The sequence below is a fragment of the Agromyces sp. NPDC058126 genome, assembly GCF_042884595.1.
GTDB lineage: Bacteria > Actinomycetota > Actinomycetes > Actinomycetales > Microbacteriaceae > Agromyces.
In genome coordinates, this window is sequence record NZ_JBHVTS010000001.1 from 1106038 (window position 1) to 1119530 (window position 13493).

The window sequence follows — 13493 nt, forward strand, 5'->3', positions numbered from 1 at the left end:
ACGATTCGATAACGGTTCACCGGTTGTTGCGTCGTCAGCACCCGAAACGGGGGACGCCGTGCGTATCCTCGAAGCCAATCCTGGGGAGGAGGGGACGCGTGGCGAGACGACACAGCTACCGGCCGGGTTCGGCGAGCGTTGCGGGGGCAGCGGTCGCGGAGCTCGAGATCGACGAGTTCGCGAGCGAGGCGGGCACGGGGGCATCCGGCGCGAGCATGAGCGGCGACGTCGCACGCTTGCGCGTCGAGACGATCGCCTCGAACCCGTTGTCGGGGCCGATCACGGTGCCCGCCAGGGTCGCGATCGGCGACACCGGACTCACGGCGCATCCGGTCGTGCTGGGCGCGAGCACCTTCGGGTGGACCCTCGGCGCCGAGCAGGCCTTCGCGGTGCTGGATCGCTTCGTCGCCGTCGGCGGCTCGCTCATCGACACGGCCGACAGCTACGCGGCCGGCCGCAGCGAGTCGATCATCGGCATGTGGATGGACTCGCGCGGGACCCGCGACCGTGTTCGCGTCATGACGAAGATCGGTCGTCACCCCGACGCCGCCGGTCTCGCGCCCGCGCAGATCAACGACGCGGTCGACGCGTCGCTCATGCGGCTCGGCGTCGAGCGCCTCGACCTCGTGCACTTCCACGGCGAAGACCCCGAGGTGCCACTGGAGGAGAGCCTCGGTGCGATCGACGCCCTCATCGCGGCGGGCAAGGTCGGCGCGATCGGCGCCTCCGACTTCGGCCCCGAGCGCCTCATCGAGGCCCGCGTGCTCGCCGCCAACGGGCTGCCGCGCTTCACGACGCTCACGACCCGCTACAACCTCATGGAGCGGCGTCCCTTCGAGGGGGCGCCCGAGCTCGTCGCCCACGCGCAGGGCCTCGCGGTGCTCCCGTACTTCGCGCTCGCGAACGGCTTCCTCGGCGGCCAGGTGCGCCGTCGTGCCGACGTCAGGCACGACGCCCGCGGGGCGCGCCAGGCGCGCCACCTCGGACGCCGCGGCCACCGCGTGCTCGCCGCACTCGACGCCGTGGCTTTCGCCCGGGGTGTGCAGCCCGCGACGATCGCCCTCGCCTGGCTGCTCGCGAAGCCGACGGTGGCCGCACCCGTCGCGAGTGCGACGAAGCCCGAACAGGTCGATGCGCTGCTCGCCGCGGCGGCGGTCGAGCTGACCCGTTCCGAGCTCGTCGAACTCGATCGCGCCTCGGCGTGAACCCGACCCCGCATTCGGCGGGGGAGTGACATAGGCTGTTCAGGATGAACGGCGCCGTCGACCTCCCTCTCGGCCAGGCCGAGCTCTCCTTCGAGGCGACGGGCGGCTCGCGCGTGCGGCGTTCGGTGCTCCCTTCGGGGGTGCGCGTGCTCAGCGAGCAGGTGCCCGGCAGTCGCAGCGCCACGATCGGCTTCTGGGTCGCGGTCGGCTCGCGCGACGAGCAGCATGCGGATGCCTCGGGGCCCGCGAGCCTCGGATCGACGCACTTCCTCGAGCACCTCCTCTTCAAGGGCACCCCGAGCCGCACCGCGCTCGACATCGCGATCTCCTTCGACGCGGTCGGCGGCGAGCACAACGCGCTCACCGCGAAGGAGTACACCTGCTACTACGCCAAGGTGCAGGACCGCGACCTGCCGATGGCGATCAGCGTGCTCGCCGACATGTTCACCTCCTCGCTGCTCGACCCCGGCGAGTTCGAGACCGAGCGCGGCGTGATCCTCGAAGAGCTGTCGATGGCGGGCGACGACCCCGCCGACGTCGCGAACGAGCGCTTCTTCCAGGCCGTGCTCGGCGCCCACCCGCTCGGCCGCCCGATCGGCGGCAACACCGGCACCATCCAGGCCGCCACCCGCGGTGCGGTCGCCGAGCACTACCGGGCCAACTACCGCCCGCAAGACCTGGTGGTGAGCGTCGCCGGCGCGGTCGATCACGACCAGCTCATCGCCGAGCTCGGTCGTGCCCTCACCGCAGGCGGCTGGGACCTCGACGAGCCGGGCGTGCCCGTCGCGCGTCGGACGATCCTGCCCGCGGCACTCGCACCCGGGCAGCCGCTCACCGTCGTCGAACGCCCCACCGAGCAGGTGAACCTGCTGCTCGGCGCGCCCGCGCTCGTCGCGACCGACGAACGCCGGGTGACCATGAGCGTCCTCAACGCGATCTTCGGCTCGGGCATGTCATCGCGCCTGTTCCAGCAGATCCGCGAGCGGCGAGGCCTCGCATACTCCGTCTACTCGTTCGCACCGGCGTACTCCGATGCCGGTCTCTTCGGTATGTACGCAGGCTGCGCGCCGGCCAAGGCCGGCACCGTCGCCGAGCTCATGCGCGAGGAGCTCGAACGCCTCGCCCGCGACGGCGTGACCGCCGATGAGCTGCAACGCGCCGGCGGCCAGCTCGCCGGGGCCTCGGCCCTCGCGCTCGAAGACTCCGACACCCGCATGTCGAGGCTCGGGCGCTCCGAGCTCACCCTCGGCGAATTCGTCGACCTCGATGAGGCGCTCCGGCGTGTCGCACTCGTCACCGCCGACGACGTGCAGGCGCTCGCGAGCGACCTCGCCGCCCAGCCGTTCTCGCTCGTGGCCGTCGGCGCGATCGAAGAATCGGCGTTCACCGGCGCAGCCGATCAGCTCGCGCCGAGCACCGACGTCGCCTGAGCGACGCAACCCCCTACAGGAGCAAGCCCGTGGCCCATCACCTCTACCTCGTGCGACATGGCGAGCAGATCGACGCCGAGCACGGCCTCCCCGACGGGCCGCTGTCGCCCCGCGGTCGTCGTCAGGCCGAGCTCCTCGCGGAACGCCTCGGCGGCGTCCCCTTCGATCGCGCCCTGCATTCGCCGCTGCAGCGCGCGACCGAGACGGCCGAGATCATCGCCTCGAAGATGCCGGCGCTCGACCCCGAGCCCTCGGCGCTGCTGTTCGACTGCATCCCGTCCGGCCCCGCGCCCGAGACGCCGAAGGTCTACGACCCGTTCTTCGGCTCGGTGACCGAGGAGGAGATCGAGGCCGGCAGCGCGCAGATGGCCGACGCCGTCGCCGAGTTCCTCCGTTCGCACCGCGAGGATCGCCACGAACTCCTGATCACGCACAACTTCGTCATCGGCTGGCTCGTGCGCGAGGCGCTCGGCGCACCCGACTGGCGCTGGGTCTCGATCAACCAGGCGAACTGCGGGCTGACGGTGCTCACCCAGAAGTCGGGCCGCCCGTGGAACCTCGTCACGCACAACGACCTCGGACACCTGCCGCCCGAACTGCGCTCGGGGATGCCCGAGCCGTTCGCGATCTGACTCGTTCGACTCAGACCCGCTTGCCGAACCAGTCGGTCGCGTTCGGGTTGGCGTTGTACGGCTCGATGGGGGAGTACCCCGCCGAGCGGTAGAGGCCGCCCGCGGCCTCGAGGTTCGCGTTCGTGTCGAGCACCAGCTCCTGCGCGCCGTACTCGACCGCACGCCGCTCGAGCTCCTCGAGCAGCCTGCGGCCCTCGCCGCGACCGCGCGCCGCCGGCGCCAGCCACAGGTGCTTCACTTCGAAGCGCACCTCGTAGGTCTCGGGGCGCCGCTGGATGCGTCGCACGCCGCCGCAGCCGACGAGCTCGCCGCCCTGTTCGTCGTCGGCCACGACGACGAACACGCCGGCGGGCGGCGTGAACTGCGCGGCATCCGGAAACGTCGGCCGGTACTCGCCCTGTTCGACCGGGAAGCCGAGCGCACGCTCGGCGAAGTAGGCCTCGAGCAGGGCGTGGGCGTCGGGGTCGGTGACGGCGGCGTCGCGGAATCGCAGCATGCCTCGAGCATATTGGCCGCTTGCTAGGCTGGCCCGGTGACGATCAAGGTCGCCGTGGCCGGAGCCACGGGCAAGATGGGGCAGCTGGCGATCCGACTCATCGAGGCGGCCGACGACCTCGAACTTTACGCTGCGCTCGACTCCCGGTCGAGCCTCGACGAGATGCTCGGCGCCGACGTCGCATTCGATGTGACGCATCCGGCCGCGAGCCAGTCGATCGTCGAGTTCGCGGTGGACGCCGGCATCCCGATCGTCGTCGGCACCTCGGGGTGGTCGAGTGATCGCATCGCCGAGATCGCCCGTTCGGTGCGTGCACGCGACGACGCGCGCGGCGTGCTCTTCGTGCCGAACTTCTCGATCGGCAGCGTGCTGGCGACCGCGTTCTCGGCGCTCGCCGCCCCCTACTTCGACTCGATCGAGATCATCGAGGCCCACCACGCGGGCAAGGTCGACTCGCCCTCGGGCACCGCGGTGCGCACCGCCGAACTCATCGGCGAGGGCCGTGGCGCGGCCGGCCCGGTCGCGGCGCCCCACGCCGACCAGCGCGCCCGGGGTCAGCTCGTCTCGGGCGTGCCCGTGCACAGCCTCCGCATGTCGGGCGTGCTCGCCGAGCAGCGGGTCATCATGGGCGGCGACGGCGAGACGCTCTCGTTCACGCACTCCACCCTCTCGCCGAGCTCGTACGAGTCCGGCATCCTGCTCGCGCTGCGGCGCGCGCCCGAGGCATCCGGGGTCACCGTCGGCCTCGACGCCCTGCTCGACCTCGGCCTGCCCGGCGCGATCCGATGACGATCAAGGCGGGCGCGCTGCTCATGGCCGCCCTGCTCGCGCTCTACCTCGCCCTCGTCGGCTGGCGCGCCGTGCAGTTCATCACGACCGGCGACCCGGTCGCCGTCGCGATGGGCGTCGCGCTCATCGTGCTGCCCCTCATCGCCGCGTGGGCGCTGTGGCGCGAGCTCGCGTTCGGCATCCGCTCGCAGGCGCTCATGAAGCGTCTCGAGGCCGAGGGCGGGCTCGAGCTCGGGCTGCCCGTGCTGCCGAGCGGCCGCCCCGACCGCGCCGCCGCAGGCGCCGAGTTCGCCCGCTTCAAGGCCGATGCCGAAGCCGAACCCGACTCCTGGCGCGCCTGGCTGCGGCTCGGGCTCGTGTACGACGCGGCCGGCGACCGGCGCCGCGCGCGACAGGCCGTGCGGCAGGCTATCGAGCTCGATCGGGCTTCGCGCTGAGCATCGCCTCGAGCGCCGACTCGACGGTCGGATGCGTGAAGCGGTAGCCGTCGTCGATGAGGCGCTGGGGCCGCACCTTCTGGCTCGAGAGCAGCAGCTCGTCGGCCGCGCGGCCGAGGGCGAGCTCGAGCATGCGTTCGGGCACGGCGAAGGCATAGGGCCGCTTCATGCGCTCGGCCATCACCGTCATCACCCGATCGGCGGTCGCGGGCGTGGGGCCCGTGAAGTTCACCGGGCCCGACAGCTTCGAGTCGAGCAGGTGCACGAGCCCGCCCACCTCGTCGTCGAGCGCGACCCACGGCCAGTGCTGGCCGCCGGTGCCGAGGCGTCCAGAGACGCCCATCTTCGTCAGCGTGCCGACGCGCTGCATCGCCCCGCCCTGCCCGACCACGAGGCCCGTGCGCACGTTCACCGTGCGCGTCTCCTCAGGTGCGAGCATCGCCGCCTGCTCCCATTTGGCGACGACTTCGGCGAGGAAGCCGGTGCCGGCGCTCGAGTACTCGGTGAGCAGCTCACCGGGCCGGTCGCCGTAGTAGCCGACCGCCGAGGCGCTGAGGAACACCGACGGAGGATTGCGCGCCTTGCGCATCGCGTCGGCGAGCGTGCGCGTGACGCCGATGCGCGAGTCGAGGATCTCGCCGCGGTAGCCCTTCGTCCACGGCAGTCGTGCGAGCGAGGCGCCCGCGAGGTTCACGACGGCGTCGACGCGGTCCATCACCGTGAAGTCGATGATGCCCGCCGCCGGCGACCACGACACCTCGTCGTCGGCCTGCGCCCGCCGCCGCACGAGTCGGACGACCTCATGACCTTCGTCGCGCAACCGCTCGACGAGCGGCGCGCCGATGAAACCCGAGGCGCCGGCGATCAGGACGCGCATCGCTCAGGCGAGTTCGGCTTCGATCGTGATCGGGATGCCGGCGAGCGCCTGCGAGATCGGGCAGCCCGCCTTCGCGTCGTTCGCGAAGGCCTCGAACTCGGCCTCGCTGAGGCCGGGCACGCGGGCGCTCACGAGCAGGTGGCTGCCGAGCACGCCCTTGCCGGCCTCGAAGGTCACCGCGGCCGTCGTCTGGATGCTCTCGGCGGGGTTTCCGGCCTGGGCGAGTGCGAGCGAGAGCGCCATCGAGAAGCAGGAGGAGTGCGCCGCGGCGAGCAGTTCTTCGGGATTCGTCGTGTTCGCCACGCCCTCGGAACGGGCCTTCCAGTTGACGGGGAAGCTCGCGAGCCCCGAGGAGTCGAGGCCGACTTCGCCCGAGCCCTCGAAGAGCGTGCCCTTCCAGACGGTCGTCGCTTCACTCGTGATTGCCATCGGGTTCCTCCACTTCGAGCCGGAACCTCAGCCTACCGGGGCGGTGGTCCGCTGCGGCGGGTGGATTCGCCGTCGTGGCGGCGTGCTCGCGCGTGGCCGGATGCCTCGTACTCACGCCGTGCGGATCACCCGCGCCCGCACCAGCAGCAGGTACAGCTGGCAGCCGAGGCAGAAGTCGAACGCGGCGTTGAGGAACGCGGCGATGAAGGCCGCGCCCGCCGCGATCGGCACCGCGTACGGCACGCCGAGCAGGGCGAGGATGACGCCGGCCGCCGCCACGGCGAAGCCGACGCCCTGGGCGAAGGTCGGGGGCCGAGGGTCCTCGAGCTCGGCGGGCGGCGCGAGCCGCGGCCGCACGAACTTCGCGAAGAGGAGCCCGAAGGGATGGCGGCGGATGCCGGCGAACGCCCCCCACGCGAAGAGCGCCGTGAGCGCGACGAGCAACCAGAAGGCCGCCGTCGCGGCGCCCGCGACGGCGAGCACGACCGTCACGAGCAGCAGCGTGGCGGTGATCGCCGCCCCGAAGCGCGGACCGCGGGGGTCGATGCCGCGCTCGGCCGTGGCCGGCTCGGCGCTGCGGTCAGTGGATGCCGACATGGTTCCTCCCGAGGATGTCGTCGAGTCGGGCCCGCACCACTTCGGCGCGCGGCGCCCCGCCGATGCGGGCGCGCTCGACGCCGTCGGCGTCGAGGAGCAGCGTCGTGGGGGTCTGGCTGATCCGGAACCGCGCCGCGAGATCGGCCTGGTGCGTGAGGTCGACGTCGACGTGACGGATGCCGGGCTCGTCGTCGGCGATCGCACCGAGCAGGCGCGCCGTCGCGGGGCAGCGGCTGCAGAACTCGGTCGAGAACTGCACGAGCGTCGCCTGCTCGCCGAAGCCGCCCGTCGCGACCCCGATGTCGCCGGGGCGCACGCGCGCGCCCGAGCCGCGTACCGCACGACCCTGCGCCGCGCGCCAAGCGAGGCCCGCGACGGTCGCCACGGCGACGAGCGCGGCGCCGATCGCGAGCGCGGGCAGGAGGTCCATGGTCAGAGCGTAGGCAGCGCCGACCATGACACGGCGACTGTGACGGCGGATGACGGCACCGCGGAGCATCCCCGGGGTTAGCCTTGATGCGATGGCCGAGACGATCGCAACCCCGTACGAAGACCTCCTGCGCGACGTGCTCGAGCACGGCACGCCGAAGACCGACCGCACCGGCACCGGCACGCGCAGTGTCTTCGGGCGCCAGCTGCGGTTCGACCTCTCCGAGGGGTTCCCCCTCGTCACGACGAAGCGCGTGCACTTCAAGTCGATCGCGTACGAGCTCCTCTGGTTCCTGCAGGGCTCGTCGAACGTCGGCTGGCTGCGCGAGCACGGCGTCACCATCTGGGACGAGTGGGCCGACGCGCAGGGCGAGCTCGGCCCGGTCTACGGGGTGCAGTGGCGCTCGTGGCCGACGCCGTCGGGCGAGGTCATCGATCAGATCGCCGACGTCGTCGCGCAGATCCGCGAGAACCCCGACTCGCGCCGGCTCATCGTCTCGGCGTGGAACCCCGCCGACATCCCCGACATGGCGCTCGCCCCCTGCCACGCCCTGTTCCAGTTCTACGTCGCCGACGGCAAGCTCTCGTGCCAGCTGTACCAGCGCAGCGCCGACCTCTTCCTCGGCGTGCCGTTCAACATCGCCTCCTACGCGCTGCTCACCCACATGGTGGCCGCGCAGACGGGCCTCGAGGTCGGCGACTTCGTCTGGACGGGCGGCGACTGCCATATCTACGACAACCACGTCGAGCAGGTGCGCGAGCAGCTCACCAGGGCTCCCTACGCGCCGCCGACGCTGCGCCTCACGCGCACGCCCGAGTCGATCTTCGGCTACGAGTACGAGGACTTCGTCGTCGAGGGATACGAGCACCACCCGGCGATCCGCGCCACCGTCGCCGTATGAGCGCGGATGCCTCGGCGCCCGCGCCGCACGTCGGTGGGTCAGCGCCCGCTTCCGTGCGCATCGGTCTGGTGTGGGCGCAGGCCGCCGGCGGCGTCATCGGACGCGACGGCGGCATGCCGTGGCACGTTCCCGAAGACCTGGCGCACTTCAAGGCGGTGACCCTCGGCGCACCCGTGATCATGGGACGCAAGACCTGGGACTCGCTGTCGCCCAGGTACCGCCCGCTGCCCGGGCGCCGCAACATCGTCGTCACCCGGCAGCACGACTGGGCCGACGAGGGGGCCGAACGCGCGGGCTCGCTCGACGAGGCGCTCGCGCTCGCCGCGGGCGCTGGCGACGTCTGGGTCATCGGCGGCGGACAGCTCTTCGCCGAGGCGATCGACCGCGCCGCTCGTCTCGAGGTGACGGAGTTGGCGCACCCCGACGGTTTCGCGCCCGAGCCCGGCGACGTGCTGGCGCCCGCCGTGCCGGCCGGCTTCTCCCTCGTCGTCGCCGACCCGGCCGACGGCGCGCACACCTCCCGCACCGGCATCCGCTACCGCTTCCTGAGCTACCGCCGCGCCTGACCTCGCCCGTCGAGACGCCTCGCCGTTGTGACGAGTCGTCAGCATCCGGTGAAGCCACGCCGGTCAGGACGAGTCGAGCAACGGCGCGGCGGGTCTCGATGCTGACGACTGGCGGGGAGCGCGTGCTGGCGACTCGCCTCGACGAGGTACTCGGGTCTCGGAGTCAGCGCCGACGGTCCCTCCCCAGCCACTGCCCCTGCGATCGAGTGCACTGGTTCCGCCCGGGGTTCCCCTGGATCGACCGGAGCGCACAGGCTGGGCGGCGTGCTCATCTCGTCCGAAGTCGCCGCACGCTGCGACATGCTCGGCGGCGTCGCCCGTACCGGCGAACTCATCGCCGCAGGAGCCTCGAAGCACGCGATCGCGGTGGCCGTTCGTGAGCGGATGATCGAGCGCGTCCGCGAGGGTGTCTACTGCCTGCCCGGAACGTCGCAGGCCTCGAGATCCGCGCTCGTGCACGGCGGCATGGTCAGCTGCATCTCGGCCGCCGAGGCGGCCGGGCTCTGGGTGATCGAGCACCATGGCACGCACGTCGCGGTGGCGAGGCAGAGTCGCCTGCACCCGCACGACGGCTGCGCCTGCACTGTGCATCGCCCGAACGGGCCGGCACCTCTCGGGCGCCGGAGTCCGGTTTCGCGCGCGCTCGTCGAGATTCTCGGCTGTCTCGGCGACGAGGCGTTCTTCATCGCGCTCGAGTCGGCGATGCGGCTCCGAAAGATCGACGCGGCAGGCCTCGCGCGAGTCCGACGGCGGATGCCGCTCGGCAAGCGCAGCCTGGTCGACTTCGCCCGCGGGGACGCCGACAGCGGTCTCGAATCCCTGCTGCGGTTCCGTCTCCGCCGGTACGGGCTCGATGTCGCCGCACAGGTCGACATCCCCGGAGTCGGGCGAGTCGACTTCGTGATCGGCGACCGCCTCGTCATCGAGGTCGACGGCAGGCAGAATCACGAGGGCTCGCCGCGTCGTCACCGAGACCTCGAGCGCGACGCCGTCGCGGCCGGGCTCGGCTTCGACACCTTGCGTTTCGACTACGCGCTCGTGGTGCACGACTGGACGACGGTGCTCGGCGCAATCCTCGCGAAGGTCGACGCCGAACTCCATCGCACCCAATCGCCCGTCCGATTCCTCTGAAGGGCGGAGGGCCCCGCTTCATCTCGTCCGATGAACAGCTCGCGTCCAGTCGTCGGCGCGCGGCGGCGACGCACCGCTGCGCGGGTGGCTCTGCCGGCGCGTCGCGATGCTGAGCCGACGACTGGTCACGGCACATCGCGGGGCGACGTTGGGCGCCCGCCGACGGTGCGCGCCGCATGACCCGCCGGGACGCCCCGCCCCGAGGCATCCGCTCGAACCGATACGCTGGTGGGCGTGACTCAAGACAACCCCTTCGGACAGGTGCTCGTCGCGCTCGTCACGCCGTTCACGGCGGACGGCGAGGTCGATTGGCCCGGGGTCGAGAAGCACATCGATCACCTCATCGAGGGCGGCGCAGACGGCATCGTCGTCACCGGCACCACCGGCGAGACGTCGACCCTCACCGACCCCGAGAAGATCCGGCTCGTCGAGGTCGGCAAGGACGTGGCCGCGGGGCGCGCCAAGATCATCACGGGCGGCGGCTCGAACGAGACCGCCCACGCGATCGAGCTCTACAAGCACTCCGAGCAGGCCGGCGCCGACGGCATCATGATCGTCACGCCGTACTACAACAAGCCGACCCAGGCCGGCATCCTGACCCACTTCAGGATGGTCGCCGACGCGACCGACCTGCCGGTCATCCTCTACGACATCCCCGGCCGCACCGGCGTGCCGATCAAGTACGAGACGATCCTGCGGCTCGCGAAGCACCCGAACATCCTCGCCGTGAAAGACGCCAAGGGCGACTTCTCCGAGGTCAGCCGGGTGCTGAACCAGACCGACCTCATGTACTTCTCGGGCGACGACGCGAACGTGCTGCCGCACCTCGCGATCGGCGCGACGGGCCTCATCGGCGTCACGGCGAACATCGCCCCTGCGCCGTACCGCACGATCGTCGACGCGGTGAACCGCGGCGACCTGAAGGCGGCGACCGCCGCGCACCAGCAGCTCGAGCCGCTCGTGCGCGCCGTGATGACCCACGTGCCCGGCACGGTCGCGGCGAAGTACATCCTGCACGGCCTCGGCCGCATCTCGAGCCCGCGGGTGCGTCTGCCCCTCGTCGGCCCCGAGGAGTGGGAGGCCGCGCTCATCGAGGACGAGATCGACCTCGTGAGCGGCATCCCGGGCGTCGACTTCCACAACTTCCGACCCGACCGCAACGCCGCCGCCGGCGGCGCCCTTCCGAAGGTCGCGGGCACGACCCGCTGAGCGGGTGCGCCCACCACGAGACATCCGCGGCGCCGTGCGCGTCGCACCGAACTGAACACCGCAACGTAAGGAGGGCACTGTGCCCGACACCGTCATCGATCCCGCTCCGCTCGAAGCCGGGACGCTCCGCATCATCCCGATCGGCGGCCTCGGAGAGGTCGGCCGCAACATGACGAGCTACGAGATCGACGGCAAGATCCTCATCGTCGACTGCGGCGTGCTCTTCCCCGAAGAGCACCAGCCGGGCGTCGACCTGATCCTGCCCGACTTCGGATTCCTCCGCGACCGCATCGACGACATCGTCGGCGTCGTGCTGACGCACGGCCACGAGGACCACATCGGCGCGGTGCCCTACCTCCTGAAGCTCCGCCGCGACATCCCACTGATCGGTTCGCAGCTGACCCTCGCGCTCGTCGAGGCGAAGCTCAAGGAGCACCGCATCGCGCCCTACACCCACACGGTGAAAGAGGGGCAGCACGAGGAGCTCGGCCCGTTCGACCTCGAGTTCGTCGCGGTGAACCACTCGATCCCCGACGCGCTCGCGGTCGCGATCATCACCGACGCGGGCACGGTGCTCGCGACGGGCGACTTCAAGATGGACCAGCTGCCGCTCGACGGCCGCCTCACCGACCTGCGCGAGTTCGCGCGACTCGGTGAAGAGGGCGTCGACCTGTTCATGGTCGACTCCACGAATGCGGATGTCCCGGGCTTCACCCCGCTCGAGCGCGAGATCGGTCCCGTGCTCGACCAGGTGATCTCGCGGGCGACGAAGAAGGTCGTCGTGGCGAGCTTCTCGAGCCACGTGCACCGCGTGCAGCAGGTGCTCGACGCGGCGCACGCGAACGGGCGTCGGGTGGCCCTCCTCGGCCGCAGCATGGTGCGCAACATGACGATCGCCGCCGACCTCGGCTACCTCAACGTGCCGGCGGGCGTGCTCGTCGACTACAAGAAGGCCGGCGACATCCCCGACGACAAGATCGTCTACATGTCGACGGGCTCGCAGGGCGAGCCGATGGCGGTGCTCAGCCGCATGGCGAACCGCGACCACCAGATCGAGATCAGCGAGGGCGACACGGTGATCCTCGCCTCGAGCCTCATCCCGGGCAACGAGAACGCGGTCTACCGCGTCATCGACGGGCTGACGAAGCTCGGCGCGAACGTCGTGCACAAGGCCAACGCGAAGGTGCACGTCTCGGGCCACGCTGCGGCGGGCGAGCTGCTCTACTGCTACAACATCCTGAAGCCGGCGAATGTGCTGCCGATCCACGGCGAGTACCGTCACCTGCAGGCGAACGCGAAGCTCGCCCGCGACACCGGCATTCCGGCCGAGAACGTCTTCATCGGCGAGAACGGCACGGTCTACGACATGACCGACGGCGTCGTGCGCGAGGCCGGTCAGCTCGACCTCGGCTTCGTCTACGTCGACGGTTCGACGGTCGGCGAGATCACCGACGCCGACCTCAAGGACCGCCGCATCCTCGGCGAAGAGGGCTTCATCTCGGTGATCGTCGTCGTGGATGCCACGACCGGCCGGGTCATCTCGGGCCCCGAGATCCACGCCCGCGGCTTCGCCGAGGACGACGCCGTGTTCGAGGACGTCAAGCCGAAGATCGTGGCGGCCCTCGCCGACGCCGCGCAGAACGGGGTGCGCGACTCGCACGCCCTGCAGCAGCTCGTGCGGCGCACGCTCGGCACGTGGGTGAACCGTCGCCTGCGCCGTCGTCCGATGCTCGTGCCGCTCGTCATCGAGGCGTAGGCGAGTCGGCCGCGCTCGCGGGCCCGGCCCGCGGGCGGGCCCGTGATCGGGGCGCCGTCCTGCGTCACGCGAAACACGGCCGAAACATCTCGGCCGTAGCATCCGCGCATGTCGACGTTCACGCTGCACCCAGCCGCCCCCTCCGATGGGGCGTTCCTCGCCGACATGGTCGTCGAGGCCGCGAACTGGCGGCAGGGCGCGACGCGGCCAAGGCCCGACGTGCTGGCCGACCCGATCTCACGCGGCTACATCGCGGGCTGGCAGCGGCCCGCCGATCGCGGCGTGGTCGCCGTCGACGAGGGCGGACGCCCGGTCGGCGCGGCCTGGTACCGCCTGTTCTCGGTCGAGCAGCGCGCGCACGGCTTCGTGGCGACGGGAGTACCCGAGCTGATCATCGGGGTGCGCCCGTTGTGGCGGGCGCAGGGTGTCGGCCGGGCGCTGCTCCAGGGGCTCGCGGATGCCGCGCGCTCGGCCGGGTTCGCGAGGCTGACCCTCTCCGTGGAGCACGGGAACTTCGCGGGCGTCCTCTACCGCTCGGAGGGGTTCGCGGTCGTCGAGACGCTCGGCGGGCGTGACACGATGGTGCGCACCCTCGCCTGAGCGGGCCG

General features: G+C 71.5%; 16 protein-coding genes. 11 read left to right on the forward strand and 5 right to left on the reverse strand.

Annotation, left to right across the window (positions count from 1 at the left end; all coding sequences use genetic code 11):
- Positions 1 to 98: 98 nt before the first annotated feature.
- From ACFVTR_RS04925 to ACFVTR_RS04935, 3 genes are read left to right on the forward strand one after another with little or no spacing between them, the layout of a single operon-like run.
- Positions 99 to 1205 carry an aldo/keto reductase gene (locus ACFVTR_RS04925; protein WP_387035264.1) on the forward strand — a complete coding sequence of 369 codons (1107 nt, stop codon included), beginning with the start codon at positions 99 to 101 and terminating at the stop codon, positions 1203 to 1205.
- A 44-nt stretch (positions 1206 to 1249) separates the two neighbouring features.
- Positions 1250 to 2635: a M16 family metallopeptidase gene (locus ACFVTR_RS04930; RefSeq protein WP_387035265.1), complete on the forward strand. Its 1386-nt coding sequence runs from the start codon at positions 1250 to 1252 to the stop codon at positions 2633 to 2635.
- A 29-nt stretch (positions 2636 to 2664) separates the two neighbouring features.
- Positions 2665 to 3267, forward strand: coding sequence for a histidine phosphatase family protein (locus ACFVTR_RS04935; protein ID WP_387035267.1), 603 nt, complete (start codon positions 2665 to 2667; stop codon positions 3265 to 3267).
- Positions 3268 to 3277: 10 nt separating this feature from the next.
- Here ACFVTR_RS04935 and ACFVTR_RS04940 read toward each other — a convergent pair whose 3' ends face one another.
- Positions 3278 to 3763, reverse strand: a complete 486-nt coding sequence (locus ACFVTR_RS04940) for a GNAT family N-acetyltransferase (RefSeq protein ID WP_387035268.1) — start codon at positions 3761 to 3763, stop codon at positions 3278 to 3280.
- A gap of 36 nt (positions 3764 to 3799) precedes the next feature.
- Here ACFVTR_RS04940 and dapB point away from each other — a divergent pair, with 36 nt between their 5' ends.
- Both dapB and ACFVTR_RS04950 read left to right on the forward strand, forming a co-directional pair.
- Positions 3800 to 4552, forward strand: a complete 753-nt coding sequence (gene dapB / locus ACFVTR_RS04945) for a 4-hydroxy-tetrahydrodipicolinate reductase (RefSeq protein ID WP_387035270.1) — start codon at positions 3800 to 3802, stop codon at positions 4550 to 4552.
- A complete protein-coding gene (locus tag ACFVTR_RS04950) occupies positions 4549 to 4989 on the forward strand; it encodes a hypothetical protein (protein ID WP_387035272.1) in 441 nt (146 codons plus the stop codon). The genes dapB and ACFVTR_RS04950 overlap by 4 nt, the downstream gene beginning before the upstream one ends.
- On the opposite strand, the gene ACFVTR_RS04955 is transcribed toward ACFVTR_RS04950, so the two are convergent.
- The 4 genes from ACFVTR_RS04955 to ACFVTR_RS04970 form a co-directional block, all read right to left on the reverse strand.
- Entirely contained in the window at positions 4961 to 5866 is a 906-nt protein-coding gene (locus ACFVTR_RS04955) for a TIGR01777 family oxidoreductase (protein ID WP_387035273.1), read from the reverse strand. The two genes, ACFVTR_RS04950 and ACFVTR_RS04955, sit on opposite strands and share 29 nt — an antisense overlap.
- 3 nt (positions 5867 to 5869) lie before the next feature.
- Positions 5870 to 6295: an OsmC family peroxiredoxin gene (locus tag ACFVTR_RS04960; protein WP_157422698.1), complete on the reverse strand. Its 426-nt coding sequence runs from the start codon at positions 6293 to 6295 to the stop codon at positions 5870 to 5872.
- A 111-nt stretch (positions 6296 to 6406) separates the two neighbouring features.
- Positions 6407 to 6892, reverse strand: coding sequence for a DUF4395 domain-containing protein (locus ACFVTR_RS04965; protein ID WP_387035276.1), 486 nt, complete (start codon positions 6890 to 6892; stop codon positions 6407 to 6409).
- Positions 6876 to 7322, reverse strand: coding sequence for a TlpA family protein disulfide reductase (locus ACFVTR_RS04970; protein ID WP_387035278.1), 447 nt, complete (start codon positions 7320 to 7322; stop codon positions 6876 to 6878). Before ACFVTR_RS04970 ends, ACFVTR_RS04965 begins: the two co-directional genes overlap by 17 nt.
- Positions 7323 to 7413: 91 nt before the next feature.
- Here ACFVTR_RS04970 and ACFVTR_RS04975 point away from each other — a divergent pair, with 91 nt between their 5' ends.
- The 6 genes from ACFVTR_RS04975 (at position 7414) to ACFVTR_RS05000 (ending at position 13485) form a co-directional block, all read left to right on the forward strand.
- Positions 7414 to 8223 (forward strand): thymidylate synthase, encoded by an 810-nt coding sequence (locus tag ACFVTR_RS04975; protein ID WP_387035282.1) that lies wholly within the window; start codon positions 7414 to 7416, stop codon positions 8221 to 8223.
- Positions 8220 to 8789 (forward strand): dihydrofolate reductase, encoded by a 570-nt coding sequence (locus ACFVTR_RS04980; protein ID WP_387035284.1) that lies wholly within the window; start codon positions 8220 to 8222, stop codon positions 8787 to 8789. The genes ACFVTR_RS04975 and ACFVTR_RS04980 overlap by 4 nt, the downstream gene beginning before the upstream one ends.
- A gap of 264 nt (positions 8790 to 9053) precedes the next feature.
- Complete coding sequence (locus ACFVTR_RS04985; RefSeq protein ID WP_387035285.1) at positions 9054 to 9920, forward strand: DUF559 domain-containing protein; 867 nt, start codon at positions 9054 to 9056, stop codon at positions 9918 to 9920.
- A gap of 234 nt (positions 9921 to 10154) precedes the next feature.
- Complete coding sequence (gene dapA, locus ACFVTR_RS04990) at positions 10155 to 11129, forward strand: 4-hydroxy-tetrahydrodipicolinate synthase (RefSeq protein ID WP_387035287.1); 975 nt, start codon at positions 10155 to 10157, stop codon at positions 11127 to 11129.
- A 79-nt stretch (positions 11130 to 11208) separates the two neighbouring features.
- Positions 11209 to 12885 carry a ribonuclease J gene (locus ACFVTR_RS04995; protein ID WP_387035288.1) on the forward strand — a complete coding sequence of 559 codons (1677 nt, stop codon included), beginning with the start codon at positions 11209 to 11211 and terminating at the stop codon, positions 12883 to 12885.
- 108 nt (positions 12886 to 12993) lie between these two features.
- Positions 12994 to 13485 carry a GNAT family N-acetyltransferase gene (locus ACFVTR_RS05000; RefSeq protein WP_387035290.1) on the forward strand — a complete coding sequence of 164 codons (492 nt, stop codon included), beginning with the start codon at positions 12994 to 12996 and terminating at the stop codon, positions 13483 to 13485.
- Positions 13486 to 13493 lie beyond the last annotated feature (8 nt).

Bases quoted from the DNA above. Each gene is read 5' to 3' on its own strand.
- ACFVTR_RS05000 (WP_387035290.1), top strand. From the start codon at position 12,994: ATGTCGACGTTCACGCTGCACCCAGCCGCCCCCTCCGATGGGGCGTTC.
- ACFVTR_RS04940 (WP_387035268.1), bottom strand. From the start codon at position 3,763: ATGCTGCGATTCCGCGACGCCGCCGTCACCGACCCCGACGCCCACGCC.
- ACFVTR_RS04930 (WP_387035265.1), top strand. From the start codon at position 1,250: ATGAACGGCGCCGTCGACCTCCCTCTCGGCCAGGCCGAGCTCTCCTTC.
- ACFVTR_RS04975 (WP_387035282.1), top strand. From the start codon at position 7,414: ATGGCCGAGACGATCGCAACCCCGTACGAAGACCTCCTGCGCGACGTG.
- ACFVTR_RS04960 (WP_157422698.1), bottom strand. From the start codon at position 6,295: ATGGCAATCACGAGTGAAGCGACGACCGTCTGGAAGGGCACGCTCTTC.
- ACFVTR_RS04955 (WP_387035273.1), bottom strand. From the start codon at position 5,866: ATGCGCGTCCTGATCGCCGGCGCCTCGGGTTTCATCGGCGCGCCGCTC.
- ACFVTR_RS04980 (WP_387035284.1), top strand. From the start codon at position 8,220: ATGAGCGCGGATGCCTCGGCGCCCGCGCCGCACGTCGGTGGGTCAGCG.
- ACFVTR_RS04950 (WP_387035272.1), top strand. From the start codon at position 4,549: ATGACGATCAAGGCGGGCGCGCTGCTCATGGCCGCCCTGCTCGCGCTC.
- ACFVTR_RS04970 (WP_387035278.1), bottom strand. From the start codon at position 7,322: ATGGACCTCCTGCCCGCGCTCGCGATCGGCGCCGCGCTCGTCGCCGTG.
- ACFVTR_RS04965 (WP_387035276.1), bottom strand. From the start codon at position 6,892: ATGTCGGCATCCACTGACCGCAGCGCCGAGCCGGCCACGGCCGAGCGC.